General features: G+C 38.8%; 21 protein-coding genes. 1 reads left to right on the top strand and 20 read right to left on the bottom strand.

The window, feature by feature from the left end:
• The 20 genes from PROCOU_RS16705 to PROCOU_RS11825 all read right to left on the bottom strand — a co-directional run.
• Positions 1-2,074: MSCRAMM family protein (locus tag PROCOU_RS16705; RefSeq protein ID WP_051994378.1), on the bottom strand; the 2,074-nt coding region annotated here is incomplete at its 3' end.
• 235 nt (positions 2,075-2,309) lie between these two features.
• A complete protein-coding gene (locus tag PROCOU_RS11740) occupies positions 2,310-3,530 on the bottom strand; it encodes a DegT/DnrJ/EryC1/StrS family aminotransferase (protein WP_077913433.1) in 1,221 nt (406 codons plus the stop codon).
• A gap of 38 nt (positions 3,531-3,568) precedes the next feature.
• The gene (locus PROCOU_RS11745) at positions 3,569-4,177 is read right to left on the bottom strand and encodes a sugar transferase (protein WP_036072646.1); all 609 of its coding nucleotides are present in this window, start codon (positions 4,175-4,177) and stop codon (positions 3,569-3,571) included.
• The gene (locus PROCOU_RS16710; protein ID WP_051994379.1) at positions 4,161-4,409 is read right to left on the bottom strand and encodes a hypothetical protein; all 249 of its coding nucleotides are present in this window, start codon (positions 4,407-4,409) and stop codon (positions 4,161-4,163) included. Before PROCOU_RS16710 ends, PROCOU_RS11745 begins: the two co-directional genes overlap by 17 nt.
• Positions 4,378-5,352 carry a glycosyltransferase family 4 protein gene (locus PROCOU_RS11750; RefSeq protein WP_051994380.1) on the bottom strand — a complete coding sequence of 325 codons (975 nt, stop codon included), beginning with the start codon at positions 5,350-5,352 and terminating at the stop codon, positions 4,378-4,380. The genes PROCOU_RS16710 and PROCOU_RS11750 overlap by 32 nt, the downstream gene beginning before the upstream one ends.
• 14 nt (positions 5,353-5,366) lie before the next feature.
• Positions 5,367-6,485: a glycosyltransferase family 4 protein gene (locus tag PROCOU_RS11755; protein WP_051994381.1), complete on the bottom strand. Its 1,119-nt coding sequence runs from the start codon at positions 6,483-6,485 to the stop codon at positions 5,367-5,369.
• Complete coding sequence (gene murJ, locus PROCOU_RS11760; protein ID WP_036072647.1) at positions 6,482-7,528, bottom strand: murein biosynthesis integral membrane protein MurJ; 1,047 nt, start codon at positions 7,526-7,528, stop codon at positions 6,482-6,484. The genes PROCOU_RS11755 and murJ overlap by 4 nt, the downstream gene beginning before the upstream one ends.
• Positions 7,491-7,973, bottom strand: coding sequence for an MATE family efflux transporter (locus PROCOU_RS11765; RefSeq protein WP_149023668.1), 483 nt, complete (start codon positions 7,971-7,973; stop codon positions 7,491-7,493). The genes murJ and PROCOU_RS11765 overlap by 38 nt, the downstream gene beginning before the upstream one ends.
• A gap of 25 nt (positions 7,974-7,998) precedes the next feature.
• Positions 7,999-9,147, bottom strand: a complete 1,149-nt coding sequence (locus tag PROCOU_RS11770) for a glycosyltransferase family 4 protein (protein ID WP_036072650.1) — start codon at positions 9,145-9,147, stop codon at positions 7,999-8,001.
• On the bottom strand, positions 9,147-9,626 hold the full coding sequence (locus PROCOU_RS11775) for a hypothetical protein (protein WP_036072651.1): 480 nt from the start codon (positions 9,624-9,626) through the stop codon (positions 9,147-9,149). The genes PROCOU_RS11770 and PROCOU_RS11775 overlap by 1 nt, the downstream gene beginning before the upstream one ends.
• Complete coding sequence (locus PROCOU_RS11780; RefSeq protein WP_036072653.1) at positions 9,598-10,974, bottom strand: O-antigen ligase family protein; 1,377 nt, start codon at positions 10,972-10,974, stop codon at positions 9,598-9,600. Before PROCOU_RS11780 ends, PROCOU_RS11775 begins: the two co-directional genes overlap by 29 nt.
• Before the next feature lie 10 nt (positions 10,975-10,984).
• A complete protein-coding gene (locus tag PROCOU_RS11785; RefSeq protein WP_051994382.1) occupies positions 10,985-11,653 on the bottom strand; it encodes a CpsD/CapB family tyrosine-protein kinase in 669 nt (222 codons plus the stop codon).
• Positions 11,654-11,671: 18 nt separating this feature from the next.
• Positions 11,672-12,040 (bottom strand): YveK family protein, encoded by a 369-nt coding sequence (locus tag PROCOU_RS11790; protein ID WP_036072654.1) that lies wholly within the window; start codon positions 12,038-12,040, stop codon positions 11,672-11,674.
• Positions 12,000-12,353 (bottom strand): Wzz/FepE/Etk N-terminal domain-containing protein, encoded by a 354-nt coding sequence (locus tag PROCOU_RS11795; RefSeq protein ID WP_036072655.1) that lies wholly within the window; start codon positions 12,351-12,353, stop codon positions 12,000-12,002. The genes PROCOU_RS11790 and PROCOU_RS11795 overlap by 41 nt, the downstream gene beginning before the upstream one ends.
• Positions 12,354-12,378: 25 nt before the next feature.
• Positions 12,379-13,725, bottom strand: a complete 1,347-nt coding sequence (locus PROCOU_RS11800; protein WP_077913434.1) for a nucleotide sugar dehydrogenase — start codon at positions 13,723-13,725, stop codon at positions 12,379-12,381.
• The gene (locus PROCOU_RS11805; RefSeq protein WP_051994383.1) at positions 13,722-15,125 is read right to left on the bottom strand and encodes a polysaccharide biosynthesis protein; all 1,404 of its coding nucleotides are present in this window, start codon (positions 15,123-15,125) and stop codon (positions 13,722-13,724) included. Before PROCOU_RS11805 ends, PROCOU_RS11800 begins: the two co-directional genes overlap by 4 nt.
• 26 nt (positions 15,126-15,151) lie before the next feature.
• On the bottom strand, positions 15,152-15,616 hold the full coding sequence (locus PROCOU_RS11810; RefSeq protein ID WP_036072657.1) for a DUF4352 domain-containing protein: 465 nt from the start codon (positions 15,614-15,616) through the stop codon (positions 15,152-15,154).
• Positions 15,617-15,701: 85 nt separating this feature from the next.
• Positions 15,702-16,385: a Crp/Fnr family transcriptional regulator gene (locus tag PROCOU_RS11815; RefSeq protein WP_036072658.1), complete on the bottom strand. Its 684-nt coding sequence runs from the start codon at positions 16,383-16,385 to the stop codon at positions 15,702-15,704.
• Positions 16,386-16,638: 253 nt separating this feature from the next.
• Positions 16,639-17,016 carry a hypothetical protein gene (locus PROCOU_RS11820; protein ID WP_036072659.1) on the bottom strand — a complete coding sequence of 126 codons (378 nt, stop codon included), beginning with the start codon at positions 17,014-17,016 and terminating at the stop codon, positions 16,639-16,641.
• Positions 16,961-18,103, bottom strand: a complete 1,143-nt coding sequence (locus PROCOU_RS11825) for an AcpB/EbpR/MafR family transcriptional regulator (protein WP_159101224.1) — start codon at positions 18,101-18,103, stop codon at positions 16,961-16,963. Before PROCOU_RS11825 ends, PROCOU_RS11820 begins: the two co-directional genes overlap by 56 nt.
• 277 nt (positions 18,104-18,380) lie before the next feature.
• On the opposite strand from PROCOU_RS11825, the gene PROCOU_RS16715 reads away from it, so the two are divergent.
• The coding region (locus PROCOU_RS16715; RefSeq protein ID WP_244266305.1) for a toxin Cry1Ac domain D-VI-related protein at positions 18,381-20,178 on the top strand (1,798 nt) is incomplete at its 3' end.

Below are 20,178 nucleotides of genomic sequence, written 5' to 3' on the forward strand. Positions count from 1 at the left end.
TTTTTTGTACCATTTTTTCCTGTTTTACGTTACTATTTGATTGGGAGATTGGCACAATACATGGTGCTTTTTGCGAAATCGGATTTATTGGCTTGTTAGGTGTTTTTACTTGTTTTTCTGGTATTGTAATAGGATTCTCTGGCGTTTTAGCAGGGTCATCTGGATTACTTGGGGCATTAGGGTCAACCGGATCGATTGGATCGTTGAAAATTGGTGGTATTACTGGAATCTTACTATTTTCGACAGTTAATTGTATGTTGCTTCCTTCGCTAACTACCTCTACTTTATGAATCGTCGTGTCTAACAGATAGTTAGCTGGTGCCACTGTTTCTTCCAATAAATATTTACCGGGCAGCAACCCAATGAAATATAGTTTTCCATCGCTATCTGTTGTCCCTTCAACAAAAGAGCCATCGGAGCTCTCTAAACGGAAGGTTGCATCAGCTAGAAATGCGCCAGTATCTTTGTCCACTTTTGTAATTTCAAGTGTACTTGGTACTATTTTTTTATTTTCAACTGTGATGTTTAGTGTACTCAGACTGTTGTTCGTAATTGTGACTGGAATTGGCATCGAATCCAGCGTGTAACCTTGGCTTGCATTTGTTTCGATAAGCTGATAATCCCCAGGTACTAAACCTTCGATTAGCCATTCGCCGTTTGCATCCGTCACACCAGTCTCTACTACATCTCCGTTTTGGTTCTGTAATTCAAATGATGTGCCAGCTAGTTTTTGTGTAGAATCAGTTGCATCTTGCTTTGTAATAAGGACATCACCGCTGATTTTCTTCGTAGTAACCGTATTGGAATCGTAATATTCGCCATTTAGCAAAATCGCTCCTGTGTTATGAACACTATCTCCAATCGCTAAACGTGTTGCATCGACGCTAAATTTGGCTGTAGCTGAACTACCGATTGGAATATCTTTTTTGACAACTATCGTTAGCTCATTGTTTTGTTCTACAATGTCAAATGCACCTGAATCGTCACTTATGATACCGCTGTAATCAAGACGGCTATCCAATTTATCGGTAAATGTTTGGCCAGCTTTAATCGTTCCAGTTATCGCGCCTAATTCTAGAGAATAATGGATGATTGGATTTTTTGCTGTAATAACTGTTTCGTCCACTGTTTTTTTCAATACTTTATTAAAATTCTCATCACCATCTAGTCGGTACGTGAGACTCGCTGTTTTCGTAACTTCTTGACTTGTCATATTTGCTGGGCCTTTATATTGATCATAGACATGTGTTACTTTTACTTTATATTCGACAAGAAGCATTTCATCCGGATCTAACTGATCGACGCTAAATGTTAGTTGTTGGGTGACTGGATCGTAGTTGATTTTATCAGCATATTGAGCTGTGACGTATTCTCGTGAGCCATCTGGATGAGTTGAAATAATCCGAATACCATCGACGGAACTGCTATCTGTTGCATCAATACCTTTTGTAACGGGCGCGTTGGGATCAATTTCTAAGCCTTGTGGCACTTCATCGGTAACGACGACATCATGCAGATTCAAATGCGTTTGCACATTCATCGCCAAATGAACTGTATTAAAACTACTATCCGTGGCATGAATCAAAGCAATACCATTTTTATCTACTGTTCCTTTCCACCATTTCTCAAAGGGGACAGGTGTTCCAATTGGTTGCATCGAAATCGGCACAATTTCAGTGTCCGTTTTGCCTCGATAGTTCGCTGTGAATGTTTGATCTGCTTGCAAAGTCGTATTGGTGCGGATAATCGGTGCTTGGAAAGAGATTGTAAATGAAGCCGACCAAGCTGCACCAACGTTAAAGCTACTAACTGGTTTTACATACACAATTATGCTGTCTGGCATCGATGCTGGCGATTTGTCCACGTGATCGATTGTGAAAGCCGTCGAATTAATGTTTGTTAACGTGCCTGCGATGTATACTTCTTTCGGAATCACTACCGAAATCAATTCTCCATCATCTTGAACAGTATCTGCATCCGCGCTTAATGTCACGCGTAAATTCACTTTTCCAGAGCTAATAATTGGTGCATCATATACCATTAAATCAATATTGAAATTCCCAGTTGCCCGCACGCTATTATTCGTTGTTGCCCCACTAGCATTTGCCGTTGCGAAAAAAAATAGTATTCATGAAAAGAACGAGCATCATTAAGCAATATATCCATTTCTTCAATTTCAATTCCCCCACAGTTTTGTATTTTTACCTGAGTTATCTATGCCTATCTTTCTATTTTAGACACTTCTCTTATCTAAAAATCACTGTGCCCCCCTTCAACAAAAAATTTCCTGCCCCTTGCGCATTGATGTTTTAAAGCAGTGCCATAGTCCCCGTTTCAACTAAATTAGCCTTGCCATCACCTCCTTTACTTTTCTCGCTTTGTTCATTCTCCTTGAAAATGTTCTCTAAAGCTGCACTGACATATTCTAATTCGGTCTGCGTCAAGTTCGATCCTGATGGTAAACACAATCCTTCGCGGAACAACCGTTCACAAACAGCCTCTTCTCCTTGCTCATGTTTATAAAATGACATTGTTTCAAAAACTGGTTGCAAATGTAGCGGTTTCCACAAGACGCGAGTTTCAATATTGTATGCTTGCATTCTTTCCATCACATCGTATGGTGTCATCCCCGTTTTTGTTACATCTAATCTGATAGCACTGAGCCAATGATTCGATACCGAGTTAGGAAATTCCGGCATCATACTTACTTCTTGCAAATGTTGACACTTTTCTGTATAGAAACGAAAATTTGCTTGTCTTGCCGCAATACGATTATCCAAAACTTCCATTTGCGCGCGTCCAATCCCTGCTAAAATATTGCTCATTCGGTAGTTATAACCGATTTTCTCATGTTGATAATGAAGCGCTTCTTCTTTTGCTTGTGTAGCTAAAAAAATTGCTTTTTCAATCATCGCGGGATCTTTAGCTACCAGCGCACCGCCACCAGATGTTGTAATAATTTTGTTGCCATTAAAGGAGAAAATACCAAAGTCTCCAAATGTCCCTGTTTGTTGCCCCTTATAAGTAGAACCTAGTGACTCTGCTGCATCCTCAATGATTGGAACACCGTAGCTTTCACAAATAGTGACTAGTTCATCCATTTTTGCACTTTGTCCATATAGATGTACGATAATCACCGCTTTCGGTAAGCATTGTTCTTTTTTCGCATCTGCTAACGCGCGTTCTAATGCTTGAGGTGACATATTCCAAGTTTCTGGCTCTGAATCGATGAAAGTTACATCAGCACCTAAATATTTAATAGGGTTTGCACTAGCTATAAACGTGAAGGCAGAACAGAAAACCATATCTCCGTATCCTACTTCCAATAAACGCAACGCTAAGTGAATCGAAGCTGTTCCAGAACTGGTCGCGCAAACCGCTTTAGCCCCAGTGTACTGTTTAATTTGCTGTTCAAATTCTGTAACATTAATTCCTAGTGGCGCAATCCAATTCGTGTCAAATGCTTCTCGAATATAGTCCTGTTCCTTGCCGCTCATATGTGGAGTTGATAGTAAAATGGCTTTATTCATCAGTTTCAACCTCTTTCTTCATTAATTTTATACATGGCTCACTCTACCTGCGTCTCGCCTATTGTCCCTTGAAATTTTTCTGCGGTAACATGATTATCTTGACTTATATCCGCGCTACCAAGTACTTTACCGATAGTTTTGATAAAAATTTTCACATCCAGTTTAGCTGAATAATGATCAACATAATAAATATCCCATGCAAACTTTTCCTCCCAACTGATTGCATTGCGTCCATTCACTTGTGCCAAACCTGTGATTCCAGGCTTCATGTCATTTCGTTTGCGTTGTTCCTCGCTATACAAATCGTTGTACTCCATTGGGAGCGGCCGTGGCCCAATCAGACTCATATCACCTTTTAACACATTCCATAATTGTGGTAACTCATCTAGACTGTACTTTCTCAAAAACATCCCAAACGAGGTTAATCGCGCTTCATCTGGTAACGATTCTCCTGACGACGCAAACAATTGACGCATCGATTTCAATTTATAAATTCGAAAAGCTTTCTGATTCTTCCCAGCACGCTCACTTACATAAAACGGCGCTTCTTTATATAAAAGATAAAATATAATCGCACAACCTAAAACTGGCAATACTGCGATAATTCCCATACTAAACGCAACAATAACATCAATACAACGCTTCATTTCTAGCGACTCCTTTCACCAAAATATCATGTACACGACCTGCCAAACGCTCGGCATCATAATTTTCACTTAGTCGCTTACTTGATTTCTGCGCTTTGATATACCGCGCCTTGTCCTCTGCCAACTCTTCAATAAATCGACAATATCCTGCCTGGTCTGCATATAGAAATCCTTTGCCAGCGCCACTTTTCACTAAGACATCATGCTGCCAACCTTGATAATTCAATATCACTGGTAACCCCGCTGCTAAAAAGTCGAAAAAATTTATTAGCGCTGTTATCCCAAAGAATTCGAGCATCCTTCACTGTCATCGCTCCCAAATCACAACATTTAACGAAACTTTGCACTTCTTTTTTCGGCATTTCATCTAGAACTAGCACATTTTCCAGTCCTTGTTCCGCGACCTGTTGTTGTAATGCCGCTTTTTCCGAACCTTCACCGATGAGTAAAAAACCAATATGCGATTTATCTTTCATTGCACTGGCGACATTCACCAAGTGTTTCAATCCGTTTACCTCACCCATCGTGCCTGGATGTACGACAACGAAACGATTCTTCATCCATGATTCCACATCGAGATAAGTTGGTATTTTCGCGGTAATTCGATCCATTGCTTCATTATTTGCGAGATTTTCCACAACGTGCACTTTCTCACTGCTCACACCTTTCGCAACGATATTTTCCTTCATTGCGGGCGATAATGCCACAATATATGCTGCATGTTTATACAACTGCTTCTCTAAATAAGACAGCATTCCAATCAAAAAGCGATTTTTCAAATAACCCAGTTCCACTGGTATATCTGGCCAAACATCGCGGACTTCGAATACGAATGGTACACGCTTTATTTTGCTGAGCGCTAATCCAACTAAACCTACCGTGATCGGCGTTGATGTTGCATAGATCACATCAATACTTTTTTGTTTCATGCCTTGTTTGAAGCTACCAGTCATAAATTGGCCAAAAGCCTGAATTCGGCGCCATTTGCTCATTTTTTGATTATATTTCGTTGCGGTAGAAATGACTTCGAGTCCTTCTGCCGTCGTTTCACTCGTTCCAGTTCCAGTTATAAGCGTGACGTTATGACCTTGTTTTAAGAAATATTTTGAAAACTCGTAAGATCGTGTCGCACCCTTTTCTTTTTGGAAATGCTGGTGTATATATAGTATTTTCAAAGTAACTAACTCCTTTAAATTTCGTCATATAATTCACTTAATTTACGCTCCTCGATTGACCAATTGAAGTTGGCCACATGTTGTTTATAACCATTCGAGCCGAGTTCCATTTGCTTTTTTGGTTCATCTAGTAGCATCTTTATCTGTGCCACGATTTCGTTTGGAGACAATGGATTAACCGCATAGCCACTCTTCGTTTCCTCCGCCAAGCGCTCATATGACTTGAAATTGGAAAGCACATACGGTAAAGAAGCCGACATATATTCAAACACTTTCGTTGGTAATGAGCGTAAATAGTTCGCTTCAGGGTGAAGTAGTGCCAAACCAATGTGGGATCTCGCATAATACGTCGTTAACTCACGTAAATCTAAGCGACCAACCAGCTTCACCTCGTTCACCAAATCGTCCTCAATCAGGAACTCCTCTGCGTAAACTTCCAATCGCTCCGGCACTTTTCCTATAATAAGCAACTGAAATTGATAGTTTGCCTTTTTCAAAAGTTGCGCGACGGCAAGCATCTCCTTAAAACCACGTATTTCATGAATAGCTCCCGCATAAATCAATGTTGGCATTTCATATTTCGCTATTTCAAAAGCCTCCTGTAAAAAGGGATAATTGTAAATATCCACTTGTTTTGTCGTCAATACCTCATAGTTTTCTTTATAATATTTCTCTGCATAAACTACTGCACTCATGTTTTGAAGCATCTTCTTTTCAGCGGAATAAATGATTCGTATCAGCCACTTTGGCATGCTTAACTTACCGATTTTTTTCGTTTTCAATACTGCTGGGAAATCTTCATGCATATCAAAAATCACTTTTTTACGATGCATTCTCTGCAGAAAATAGCCCAGTGGTAGTAGTTCTGGATCATGTAGATGAATGATTTGAGCATCAGACTGGCTAGCAATGGAATAGAATTTAAACCATATTTGCCACCGCTTCATCATGCTTTTCGGCGTAAATGTAATCACACGCAAATTTGGAATGTTGTTTTCATAGACATGATTACTGGATGTTGCATAGAGCGTTACATCATAGCCTAAATTAGCCAAACTCACAGCCTCCTTATGAAAAACACGCGTATCATTCCAAGGATGAACCGAGCTCATTATTAGCACTTTTTTCATCATTTGCTTGCTCCTTCCGTTTTTAAAGTTTGGATAAAACGTCTTTGCGTGAGGGCGACAAGTGCGCTATATATCACTATTCCAACTACAACAAGCAGTAAGAAAGATACAATTGGGGACAAGCTAATTTGCGCTTTTAAATAGTAGAGTACAGCTCCCATCACGCCTGCATTGACAAGAATAATCAGTTGTTGTTTGGCCAACTTATGTCGCGCATCCATTCGCCCAATTCGTTTTTCGAGTAATCGATAAGCAAACCAAGCAGATACAAAGTTCATAAATCCTGGGATAAGAAGTACCGCGTAGATATTAAAAATAGGAGTTAAAATAAGGAGTAACAATACATTAGCGAGTATTGTGAAAACAGAAATTCGGGATGGTGTTTTTGTATCATCTAAACAGAAGTAAACCCGGTAAATGAAATCTCGGAGCACTAATCCTGGTAAGCCAATACCCAGCATGGTCATAAATAAAGTCACTTGTTGCGTATCTGCTGAGGTAAATGCACCTCTTTCAAAAAGCAGTGCCGTGAACAGGTCACCGATAACCGTAATCCCAACGACCAATGGGATAACAAGTATATTCGTAACAGTGACATATTTGATAAATAATTCTTTTCCAGCAGTAATTTTTTTAGCAAACATGCGTGTCATTGAAGGGTACACGAGGGTTAAAATATTAACAAGAACAAGCGCCTGAATAATGCTTAAAATCTGATTTGCATAGCCTAATGTTGCAACGTAACCTTGGCCTAGAAGACTAGCCAGCGTTGTTGAGAAAAGTAGCGAAACTTGAAACACAATCGAGTTAAAAACAACTGGCCCAGTTTGGCGTATTAATTTGTGAAAAATTTGATTTCCCCATTTAAACTGGATACGAAATCCAAAGCCACGGTTTCGAACAAGCAAGATGCCTGCTTCGAGAATAAATGAAATAGTCAAAAATAAGCTGACTAATAAAATAGAAGGTTGTTGCGCCACAACGATATAAATGCCGCTGAAAATCGTGCTACATAACGTCGCTATTTTTGCAGTTAAAAAAATCATTCTCTACTTGCCGGAATGCGGTTAAAACAGCAGTCAAGACGCGATAAATTTGAGCAACACTCAAAATCATAATAATCAACAAGGTTAATGTTAGTGTTTCCGATAAGCCTGACTGATGCTTCAATATCCAAAACAAACTACCAATACCTAGCCCTACCGCCGCTATAATTCCTAGCAGCAAGACACTGACATACGTATTGATTGCTGCGCGTTCAACCACAGTATCTCCGCGCTTTGTAAAAAACGGGATGAGTACAATGATAATCGCTGGTATAGCTAAGTTCGTAATCGATACCGTATACGTATTCGCTAAATTATAAGCGTCTACTTCCGCACCCACCCCGAAAATTTTTGCGATAAATATATTTTTTATCAAGCCGAAAAATTGAGTGGCAATCGTCAGTAGTATCATCAACATGAATGGTTTCATTAATTTGGGAATCACTCGTAAATCACCTTTTCTAGCTTTTTTAGGCATCTAAGTTCTGTTTATAAAACGCTACTGTTTTTTTTGCAATTTCTTGCCAAGCGAAATTATCATGAATATCTTTCAGAGCTCTATCCCCCATTTCGAGGAGTTGCTTTTCATCAGCTAACATTTCCAAAACGCCGTTCGCCAATGATTCAATAGATTTCGCAGGTACGAGCAAGCCCGTTTCGCGAGGAGATATAATCTCAGGAATCCCGCCCACACTTGTTCCAACAAGTGGTTTCCCACACGCCATCGCTTCTAAGCCGGCGATACTTGTCGCCTCCATCAAGGATGGCAACACGACAACATCCGATGCATTAAAATAATATGGCATTTCTGGATTCAGCACACCCGTCACGATTGTCACACGCTCTTCCAAATCATTTTCTTCAATGAAAGTACGGATTGCCGCTTCCTGACTTCCACTCCCAACAATCAAGATTCGAATCATCGCGTTGTTTGCCAGCATCTTCGGAATAGCTTTCGTAAAGTACAGGACGCCATTCTTTTCTTCCAGTCGCCTCGCAATCATCACAACCTTATCCGAAGTCTCGTATCCTAGCTTCAAGCGCATCACACGGCGCATCATTTTATCTGGATAAAACTTAGAGACATCCACACCATTTGAAATGTTCTGAGCTGGTTTCTTTGGCAAAACCGTCGCAACCTTACTCGTTAACTCAGAACTCGGTGCGATAACGCCATCCATGTGTCCGAGCAACACACGACAACGCATAAACTTCTTTTGCGCATACCAATTCAGAAAAGTAGAGGAATGGTTTGTAAAAATCTTCACACCATCGAACGGGATTTTCGTGATGACCGAATCAGCGATAAGTTTATGCCAATGAATCACTTGAAATACGTCTTCTTCCAGCAATTGTTTTATTTTACGCCTGCCTTTATACATGAATTCTAGCGCTCGAATTTTGCGTCTATTGCTTACTTTCACCCGCACGACACGAACATTACCAACATACACTTCTTCTGGCAATTCATTCTCCGGGTCATATATTTTTGTAAGCAGCACAACATTATGCCCTAAAGCACTGATGGCTCGGCTAATTTCTAGTACATGAGCAGCAATTCCTCCAACACTTGGATAGAAATCATCAGACACCATTAATACATTCAGTTTCTCCATCATTATTTTGCCACCGCCCACTCATAAAACGCATCTCTCTTTGGATCTTCATAGACGATTTTCTCAATGACGCGATCCTTTGGAATGGCAAAATATACAGCACCATGAACTACCTTATCCCCAGAAATTGTCTCACCAAGCTCGTCTACCATTGGATAGTTTAGTTGATATTTTCCGCTTGAATCCAATGCTTTGAAAAAACTCGCCGCCATCGGGATATTATACTCTGTCATATTCCCAATTTTCATTTCTACTTTCATAAGTTTTTTATCTTTTAACTCCTCACCTTTGGGGATATTTTTGCTAGCATCTTTTATAGACAACATTTGAATTTTCAAACTCGTGACAACCGCTGCCTCATCTTTTGGAAAAGCATGTTGCATCTGTTTCACTGCAGTTTGTTTCGGCTCTTCGGCTTGCTGACAAGAAACAAGCATACTTACTACAAATAGACTACTTATTAAAAGTATTATTTTTTTCATTTTCAAGCTCCGTTCGTTTAAAGTAATGGTTTAATATCGCCAGGATAATGCCAAAGCTGATCCATACATAGCTTTTTTCAAGTGTTGTGCTCGATGCGAAAGAAATGAATGGAAAGGCGATGCTAATGAGCAGGGGCAACGCATACCAAGATTCTTTTCCTTTGTTCTCGTACCATAATCGGAAGCTGAATTGCCACACGAAGTACAGGAATAAGAAAAGGAACAACGCGGATAGCAAGCCGTAATTAGCTAAAACTTCTAGCAAGAAATTATGCACGGATACGCCTCCTTCTCCATTTTGCTCATCGGCTGGAAAATATTGCGCTAATGCCATTTGTACGTTTCCAGGGCCAAGTCCAATAAAATGCGTATCTTGAATCGTCTGCCACGTGTAGTTCGTAATCTCGAGTCGCAAATCAGTAGAGGTGTCTTTTTGTGTGTAGGTTTGATTGACCTGTTCTGTGATTTGTTGCATCGCTGGTAGCTGTATGATAAGTGGGATGGAGAGTACAATCAGCACTCCCCATTTCCACGATTTCTTCACAAGGAGGAGAAACAAGATACCTACGATTAAAACAAGGGCAATACGGGATTGTGTCGCGATGATAATATAAACGGACATGACTGAGAGAGAGATTTTCATTATTTTTCCAAAAACTGTCTCAGATTGCATGTACACGAGGACGAAGGGCAGGAATATCACCAGGAAAGATGCGAGGTCATTCGGATTAAAAAATGTTCCACTAGGCAAAAATTGGACATTGCCAATCGCACCATTCAGCGCTGATTTTTTCAAGTGAAGCCCAGTTGTTATCTCATACATAGCGATACTGATGTTGATGATAATCACACCGCACAGAAGTAACGCCAATCGTTCTAGTTTCTTTTTGCTATCTAAATAGTAAATTCCAGTTCCGATAAGGTAAATCGCTTCGATGATGTAATATAAATTTCGGAATCCTGCTACTGGATATTTCGCCCAAATGAGAGTTATTGCCGCTGCAATAAGCCAACCGATGAGTAGAAGTAACAAGGTTCGCACACGTCGATTGAGCCAGGACCAATCTTTCCAAGTTAGCAGTAATAATAGCACTTGAACTGGCAGTAAAATTCGATACAAGAACAAGCTCTCATAACCTGGAATAGAGAGAATTGAGCCGAAGAAGGAGGCGACAACGAGAATTATCCAAGTCATTTCTGCTAATTGTTTCAGTGTGAAAAAGAAACTAAACACCACGATAGCGATAAAGAACGGGAGAACCAATACTTCTTTATACAGCGTTCCTACAGAAAGTAATGCCAAGAAAATCAGTACAAAGATCACTTTTAAAGTTACTGCTTTATTCACGATCTCCACCTCAGTATTTGTAGTGATAACCTTTCATATCATTTTTAGATGCCGGCACACCATTCACTACACTGCCAATAACATGCGCGTCAGAAATATCCAGGTATCGCATCGCCTGCTTAATATCGCTACGCTTCGTCCGTTTAGCAAAAGTGACAAAAAGTACACCATCACATAATGAACTAAGAATCCGGCTATCTGTAATTGGCAAAAGTGGTGGGGCATCAATAATTACGTAATCAAATTGTTGTTTCGCCTCTTCAATAAGCTGCTTCATTTCTAATGAATCTACCCATTCACTCGGATTTAGCGGTGCAATTCCTGTTGGCATTAACCTCAAATTCGGCTGATGCGTTTCTTGGGTACATTCCATCAATGTTTTTTCACCCATCAAGCGATCTATTAATCCTATATTTTCCGAAATTTGCATATATTTACGCAAAGATGGCCTATGGAAATCTGCATCAATTAGTAGCGTTTTATTCCCTTTTTCGGCGAAAATACAAGCAATATTGGCACTCATGAAGCTTTTGCCCTCACTCATATTCGCCGAAGTCACCATAAAATTACGGATACCTTGTTTTTGCAACATGAATTGTAGACTTGTCTGGATACTTTGAAATTTTTCTTTATAAAACTGGATTTCTTTACTCTGCTCAAAATCGCGATATGTCTTCATACTAATCTCCTTTCTACGTTATTTAATAAGCGGGATATCACCAATAAATTTCAGTGATAGCTCTTCTAAATCGGATTCTCCTTCAATGACATTGCGGAAAAGATAAATAAGTGAGACTAAGAGGATATTGCCAATAATTCCAAGAACAAAGGCAATCATCGTGTTGATAATAATATTGGGGGATGTTGGTTCTAACGGAAGATTTGCCGGCTCTAATATAATGACTTTATTATTAGAAACAAGCTTTGGTAGGTCTTTTTGATAGGTCTCTGTAATCTTATTTACGATTTCTTGCGCTCTTTTAGGGTTTGCATCTTCTACCGATACCGTAAAAACGAGGGAATCCTTATCTGATTGGATACTTATTTTTTTTTGCCAAAGCGTCATTTGATTCAGTTAGATTCAGTTCTGACCTAACTGCTTCCAGCGTTCGTGAGCTTTTTAATATTGTGTTAAATGTGTTTGCCATCTGCATATTGGTCTTTAATTGCTCTGAATATACTGTTGTTTCTTTTTCCGAACCAGATTCCACATTCGTCGTAATAAAAATCTGCGCGGATGAAGTATATTGCGGTACTATATAATATTTACTAATACCAAACGCAATCGTCATGGCTATCAATGGCAAGGCAATTAGCCATATCAGATTATTTTTAATAATCTTTAATGTAACACCAAGCTCCATTGTTTTTGCACTCATCTTTGTTCACCTCTACTCATTCTATTCATGCTTGCCCTATTTTGTGCACGTGCGCATGCTGTTCCTTCCACACATTTCTAGTATCAATAATGCAAGGGCTTGTCGCCAAAATCTGATCGTAATTAATTGTCGAATGTTTTGTCATGATAATCACGCCATCATATGCTTCAAGATCTGCTATCTCTGATACTGTATACACAGTATCACCAGAAGCATCACGAAACGAAGGAACAAAAGGATCAAGTACCGTAAGCTTGGCATTACCTTCTTTTAAATACTCGTATACGTGTAATGCTGGGGATTCTCGCACATCGTCAATATCACTCTTATATGCCATACCAACGATTAGAATGCGCGACTGACTAAGCGATTTTCCTTGTTTGTTAAGTGACTTCCCAACGATTTCCACTACATGTTTTGGCATTGATGTATTTACTTGTTGTGCTAAATCGATAAATCGACTGAAGAAATTCTTTTCCTTGCCTTTCCAATAAAGGTACATCGGATCAAGAGGAATACAATGTCCACCAACACCTGGCCCTGGGTAAAACGGCATGAACCCAAATGGTTTTGTTTTTGCTGCATCAATTGCTTCCCATAAATCAATACCAAGTTGCTCTGCTAACAACGACATTTCATTGATAAACGCGATATTAATACTACGGAAGGTGTTTTCTAATAGCTTTGTCATTTCAGCGATTTCCGGTGTGGATACTGGAATGACTGTGTCAAACGCGTTTTCGTAATATAATTGACCCAACGCTGAGCACTTTTTTGTCATACCACCAACTACTTTCGGGACTTCTCTAGGCTTAAATTGTTTGTTCCCTGGATCGATTCGTTCTGGAGAAAAACAGATGAATAAGTCTTCACCAGTTGTCCAGCCTTCTTTTTCAAATTCAGCATAAATCAGATCCCGTGTTGTTCCCGGATATGTCGTGCTCTCCAAAACAAGTAATGTTCCTTTCTGAATCACCGACTTTAAACGAGAGACAGTGTCGTTAATGTAACTCATATCAGGTTCATGAGATTTGGTAAGTGGCGTTGGAACACAAATGCTGATGATATTTGCATTAGCAAGTTTCTGATAATCTACCGTTGCCTGAAAACGTTGGTTTTTCAATGCTTCACCAATCACTACTTCTGGAATATCAATAATATGCGATTTCCCGCGTGATAAGGTTTCTACCTTACCAACATCCAAATCCACACCTATTACTTGAAAGCCTTCCGAAACAAATTCCATTGCCAATGGTAATCCGACGTAGCCCATACCAATGACGCCAATCACCGCTTCTTTCTGTAAAATTTTATTCGTCAAAATGTCGTAGTTACTGACTGTTGTTTTAGTTTTCAATCGAGTGTACGTCATATTTTTTCATATCTCCAATCTAATTCTACTAATTCGAATAACCGCTTTTTGCGCTCCTCATCTGTGAAACTCATATAGTTGTCTAGCAGTATCTGAATACCAACTAATTCGGCCGGATGCGGATTGCCTTCACCAACAAAAATTTTATCGAAAATTTGAGTTGGTTTTTTTTCATGATTTTCAAACAATTCTTCCTGCACTTTCTCACCTTTACGAATACCAATAAATTTAATAGAAACCGTTTCACGTCGTCTTCCGGTCAAATCAATTAATTTATAAATAACATCCAAAATCTTAATCGGATCACCCATATCAAGGACAAATATTTCACCACCTGATGTCAGCATACTTGCCTGAATTACAAGTTTACTCGCTTCCGGAATCGTCATAAAGTAACGTTCCATATCCGGATGAGTCAACGTCACCGGCTCATCGTTACAAATCTGACCATGAAATAGTGGAACCACACTACCACGACTACCAAGGACATTCCCAAATCGGACCACACAAAAGTTCGTTTCAGATGTTTGGTTGAATAGCTGTACAATTTTTTCAGCGATACGTTTTGCAGCGCCCATCACAGTTGTTGGCTTCACCGCTTTGTCAGTAGAAATCATGACAAACTTGTCCACACTGTGTGCATCAGCAACTTCTGCTAAATTCCACGTTCCTTGAGCATTATTCGCAATGGCCTCCGCGCTATTTTCTTCCATCAGCGGAACATGTTTATGTGCTGCAGCATGGTAAACAATATCTGGATTATGAGCCTCAAAAACTGCTTCTAGTCGTTCTTTATTTTGAATATCTGCAATACACGGAACCAATTTCACATTCGAATTCGTCTTTCTTAGTTCGCAGTGAATATTGTAAATGCTCGCCTCCCCATGTCCAAGCAAAATTAACTTTTCTGGCTTTCCACGCATAATTTGGCGTGTAATCTCCGATCCTATCGAGCCACCAGCACCCGTCACTAAAATTGTCTTATTTTTAGCCATCCTCAACACATCTTGATAGTCCAACTCAAACTCATCACGCTCAATAATATCTTGGTAAGCAACAGGGCGCATTGCAATTTTTTCCTTTCCAGTAAAAATATCTTGCAATGCTGGTAAAACTTGCGTCTCGATTTGTAATGAGATACATATGTCCAATATTTGTGCACGCTTAGCATGTTCCAGTGAAGGGATTGCCAGCAATACACATGTAATGGCCTCTTTTTTGACTATTTCTTTTAGCTGATCTAAACCTCCCAGCCTCGGCGTCCTATCCAATTTTACATGCAGATTATCATCTAGTAGTCCAATAATTTGATATTCTGCATCCGCTCTATTTGTTAACTCATGAAAAACATAGCTAGCTGCCTCTCCGCCACCAATAATTATCGTTCTTTTCAAAACCATTTGTCACACCTCGCAAACATTATCTATCATTTTTCAGGGCTCACTTGCCATTCATATTGTTCCTTTGTAATCGGATGCTTATAAACTACCGTATATGGGCCCTTATTGTCTGATTTAAAGTAGGCATATCCAGTCATTTTTTCCTTTGGTGCAATACTTTCTCCCATGTTTTCAAATGGATATATATCTAGCTCTTCACCTTTATTGTTCGTCACCCGAAGCGCCGTACTATCAAAGAATAGATCCTCAATCGATGTATTTTTCACCGTTATTTTCAATCGTAAAACTTGCTTCACTGTCTGCATATCACGATCTCGTTCATCCGTATAACTTGCCTGCTCTACATTTATCTCCAAGCCTTTTGTATCCACATTTTCTTGAATTTGATGACTTGGTCTCTCTGCTTTCTCAAGCATTTCATTCCCAGTACAGGCAGTAATAGACATGGATGCTACAACGATACTCGCAATAGCTAATAATTTTTTGAACACTCTAATCCCTCCAAGTGTAATGTCTGTCACAGTAACTATATTTATCTCCATCTCATATTTATTCTAAAAAACGTTAACAAACTAATCATCTGAAAAATAAGTCATCTAATACTAGTATATTTCGTGATTGAAAAATGATTTTCCCTTCTTTTGCCATCTGTGTTAATACAGCACTAAGAGTGGTATTACTAACCCCAACATAATTCGCCATTACCCCACGTGTGAAACACCTTGGCAATTTCACATAATTATCGATGCGCTCTGTTCCAAAACGCTCAATTATGACTTGAAGCATGTTTTCAATCTTCTGTCGATTTGTATCAGTACCACTTACAATTTTCATCGCGTAACGTTCATAGATCATTCTCATATAGTTGTAATGGTACAAATAACCTTCTTGAATACTCATCATTTTTGCAATAACATCACTTAGCAAAAAACGCCAAGCCATCATTTTTCCTGTTAAAACCTCACCGCGCATTTGCGTATTGTGAATCTCTTGACTATGGTGTAAACCAATAAAATCTCCTTCCCCAACAAAATCAATAATCTGCTTGCCTATATAAAGCGCTCCAACACCGTTTTCTATAGCGTATACGTATGGTGATTCCACTTGAGCTGATTCCAAAACAACCTTATCCCCTCTTCCAAATACAATACGTTCCTTATGAATCGGAAAATTACTATCTTCAAGCAACAACCTAAATAATTTTTGCGGATGAAAATCATGTTCAATCGTATCACGGTTATAAAGCTCCACTAATTCCATTTCTTCACCTCCAAAATTTATACTAACAGCTATAATTATCTTTTTTTTTTTAAAAACACTACTAATTTCACTATTTTATGTCTATTTCGTGAATTTACCGGCAGCATCTTGTTGCTTTATCGCTAACTCTATTTAACCATCTCCTAGTTTGTTAGGACAATCACAATTGTCATTAGAGACTGTCAATCATGAAAAAAGGTATAAAAAAGCAAAGAAACGTAGCTTAACAGACGTTTCTTTGCTCCTATTGTTCCTACTCCATATCAAAAATAAGGTTATTTATCTTTTCCCAATCTTGATCTGTAGGCATGCGTTCCGTTCTGTATTTAATGCAGTCAAGCCTTTCACCATCCTCCTTGTAGTTATATATCACAATATCCACTCCCAATTCCTTAGCTACTTTATTTGTGATGTGCTGGTTTACAAGAAAAGTTATCTCTACATTTGAACTTACAAAACTGCTTACTAAAACATTCAAATAATTCAGATAAGAATGCTTGCCATCAAAAGCAAACAAAACATGTTTTTTTCTCTGTGCTCTACCTTGATGTGAAAAATAGGTAAACATCGCGAAATTAACCGCAATATCCTCTACATATTTTAGCCCAAACTTTTTTTTTAATCGTAGCATTAGTCAATATTTCTAACCACTTGCTATACATAGCTGGATGCCTATGCTTAATAAGTCTATTTACCTCCGTGCTATTTCGTTGGAAAAGAGGTGTTAACTGGGTAAGGAAATAGATATTCCGCAAGTATACCGCGTATAGAGAAAATATTTCTGGTTCAGGTAATTCCTTTCCTAGCTGCTTAAAAGCATCTACTAAAAATCGATTAATCACTTCTAGATTCTCTTTGTCTATTAGGCCTTTTATATCAACTGTTTTGCCTTCCTCGTACACGTAGTTGTCCAGCGATAATAAGCTACCATACATGAACTCATCTTCTGTCATATATTGTTCTTCAATGCCAGGAAAATAACTTTGCCCCGATTCAGGCATGAACTTATGCGTTGACAACTGTCTCACAGACTCCTTCAAACGTGCCTCTAATACAAGTGTATGCCCCTGCTCCAACCGTTTCCTTATTACCATAATCCAATACAAAGCGCTCCGATGTTGTACCTCTCTTTTATGATCCATCTTACCTGTAAACGTACTATACCATCGATGAAAGATATCTCTATCCTGCTCTGTTGGCCTGTTTATAGAAGAAATATCATTCGTATTGTAGAGAAAATGAAAATAAAAATGACGAATGTTAACTTCATCGCCGACAATTGCTACAGGGGTTAATGTCAAATCCAATTTAAAGTCCTTTAATATCTTTTTCAGGTAACCCAGATAGCGATACAACGTTGAAGTCGATAAAAATAACTCATCAGCCCATTCATCAATAGTTAAAAATATCTCATCATACACATTATTAACAATCGTATACAGTGGTGATTGTTCTGCGATTTGGACAACTAAATCCTCAATTAAATGCATATTATTAATAGTGTAACCAGAAACGGAACTAAACTCCACAATATTATCTTCCGGCAAGATATACTCTAAATCCTTCATATCTCGAAATAGCGTCCGTTTAGAAGTTCCAAACTCCTCTGCAATCTCATCCAGCGTTATCGGATAGTTAGCCTCATAAATAGCTGTCAACAATTTAATTTGGCGTTTTATCTTTTTATCAGCAACCAATTGTGAAAAAAAATGATTCATGATAAACCCTCCTTCAAATGATATATATTCTTTCCATGTTAGCTTTCCTTCTTGAAAATCATTGCATATATCATTCCTCCTTTCTAAAAATAGAGTTTTCCATATCATTCCTCCTTTCTGCGATTCATTATAAATGCAACAGCAATCTTATAGCAACTTTTTATTTTAAAAATGACACTCAAGACTGACAAGAGTGAATACACAACTTTCGCCTTCCATGATTAAATAGAGTTATCAGCAAGAGCCATATAGACAACGAAAACAGCAAAAAAAAATTTTGAAAGAGGTTATTATTTATGAAAATAAAAAAAAAATAGTGAGTACAATCGCACTAACATCTATAGTAGGGGCGAGCTTAATTGCACCATTTCAAGTATTATCAGTTGCTGCTGAGGAAAATCCCACAGTTATTGGGCCCACGGGAAGCTATACTAACATTCCAATTGGACCGAATCTTATCAGCCAAGACTTTACAACAATCAATAATATATTCAAAGATTATCAAATCAGTGAATCAAGCATTATAACAGCCCCAGATTCTACAAAAACACCGACATTATATAATGATAACAGCTGGTTACGTACAAATATCAATTCCACTCAAGCAATTTCAGCAACTAATCCATTTAGCTTCTCTACACGCGATCTAGCTGTTACTGCACAAAAAATAGCGTATATTGCAACAACTATCAAAACAGAACCTGGAAAATTATATCAGTTTAAATACGACACGAAGCTCTATAACACAGGCAATTTTACTGCAAGTCCACAAAATAGTCTCATCAAAATGAATGCACGAGTAGCGACTCACACCAGTAATGTGACATACAAAAGTAATTCGTATAGTCTAGCTGGAACCTCAGCAGAAACAGTAACAAATAAGGATGAAATTATTGAATTTAGAGCTACGTCCGATAAAACAGTTATTTCCGCAGAGATGTCCTACTTTAACCTCGGTACAAACAGTGGCTATCATTTTGCTGCTATGAATAATTATTCTGTGAAAGAAATAGATGAAGCTACCAGCCAAGAAGCGCGGGATCGTGTAGCTAACCTATTTATCGATAATGAAGTGACTGGTACTATATACAACAACACGGATCAAGTAGCAATAGATGACGCAAAACTACTAGTGGATGCCCTACTATCTGATAGCGTACGAGCAGAATTGCAAAGCCAATTAAACGAAGCTCAAACGCAACTAAATGCTCGTAATGAAGCAATTACAGCCGAAAAAACACGTGAAGATGCTGCTGAAAAAGCAGTGAAAGAACTATTCACAGGGGATGATCCAACCAATAACACGCTTCAAAACACAACGTCACAGCAAGAAATTGACGACGCAAAAAAATTAGCAGACGCAATTACTAATCCTACGAAAAAAGCAGCACTTCTGGATGACTTAGACAAAGCTCAAAATCTACTAAATATACAAACAGCCGAAAAAACACGCCAAGATGCCGCTGAAAATGGCTTAAAGGAGTTATTCAATAACAATAATCCAAGCGGAACAATCAAAGACACAACTAACCAAGAAGCTATTGATACCATCCAAAATCTGATCAATACAGTCACAGATCCAGAAAAAAAAGCAGCTTTACAAACCGAATTAGATAACGCACAGTCACAGCTAGATACACAACTTGCTCTTCAAAACAGCGCAAAAACATCCGTCGACAACTTGTTTAGCAACACCAACCGTACAAATCTTGCGAACGACGTAGACCAAGCTGACATCGACAACGTAAAAACACTTGTAAATCAAGTCACAGATTCGGCTATTAAAGTCGCTTTAGAACAGGACATCGCAAAAGCTCAAGCCCTGTTAGACGCCAAAAATACAGAAATCGCCAATCAATTAACTGCCGAGAATACAGTCAAAGCCTTATTCGACAACAACGATTCGAAAGGCACTATCAAAAACACAACCGACCAAGCTGCCATCGACACCGCCCAACAACTCGTAAACAGCGTGACTGATTCCGACAAGAAAACCGAATTACAACAAGCGCTTAACAAAGCACAACGCCAACTCGCACTCGGCGAAGTTACCATTGATTCCTATACTACTGGTG

Origin of the sequence: Listeria rocourtiae FSL F6-920 (assembly GCF_000525975.1) — a bacterium.
In the GTDB taxonomy this organism is placed as follows: Bacteria; Bacillota; Bacilli; order Lactobacillales; family Listeriaceae; genus Listeria_A; species Listeria_A rocourtiae.

Excerpts from the sequence above, each read along its gene's own strand:
- PROCOU_RS11815 (WP_036072658.1), bottom strand. The coding sequence starts at position 16,385 with ATGGAATTAGTGGAGCTTTATAACCGTGATACGATTGAACATGATTTT.
- PROCOU_RS11805 (WP_051994383.1), bottom strand. The coding sequence starts at position 15,125 with ATGGTTTTGAAAAGAACGATAATTATTGGTGGCGGAGAGGCAGCTAGC.
- PROCOU_RS11740 (WP_077913433.1), bottom strand. The coding sequence starts at position 3,530 with ATGAATAAAGCCATTTTACTATCAACTCCACATATGAGCGGCAAGGAA.
- PROCOU_RS11770 (WP_036072650.1), bottom strand. The coding sequence starts at position 9,147 with ATGATGGAGAAACTGAATGTATTAATGGTGTCTGATGATTTCTATCCA.
- PROCOU_RS11800 (WP_077913434.1), bottom strand. The coding sequence starts at position 13,725 with ATGACGTACACTCGATTGAAAACTAAAACAACAGTCAGTAACTACGAC.
- PROCOU_RS11795 (WP_036072655.1), bottom strand. The coding sequence starts at position 12,353 with ATGAGTGCAAAAACAATGGAGCTTGGTGTTACATTAAAGATTATTAAA.
- murJ (WP_036072647.1), bottom strand. The coding sequence starts at position 7,528 with ATGATTTTTTTAACTGCAAAAATAGCGACGTTATGTAGCACGATTTTC.
- PROCOU_RS11775 (WP_036072651.1), bottom strand. The coding sequence starts at position 9,626 with ATGAAAAAAATAATACTTTTAATAAGTAGTCTATTTGTAGTAAGTATG.
- PROCOU_RS11755 (WP_051994381.1), bottom strand. The coding sequence starts at position 6,485 with ATGATGAAAAAAGTGCTAATAATGAGCTCGGTTCATCCTTGGAATGAT.
- PROCOU_RS11790 (WP_036072654.1), bottom strand. The coding sequence starts at position 12,040 with ATGACGCTTTGGCAAAAAAAAATAAGTATCCAATCAGATAAGGATTCC.
- PROCOU_RS11785 (WP_051994382.1), bottom strand. The coding sequence starts at position 11,653 with ATGAAGACATATCGCGATTTTGAGCAGAGTAAAGAAATCCAGTTTTAT.
- PROCOU_RS11820 (WP_036072659.1), bottom strand. The coding sequence starts at position 17,016 with ATGCTACGATTAAAAAAAAAGTTTGGGCTAAAATATGTAGAGGATATT.
- PROCOU_RS11825 (WP_159101224.1), bottom strand. The coding sequence starts at position 18,103 with ATGAATCATTTTTTTTCACAATTGGTTGCTGATAAAAAGATAAAACGC.
- PROCOU_RS11745 (WP_036072646.1), bottom strand. The coding sequence starts at position 4,177 with ATGAAGCGTTGTATTGATGTTATTGTTGCGTTTAGTATGGGAATTATC.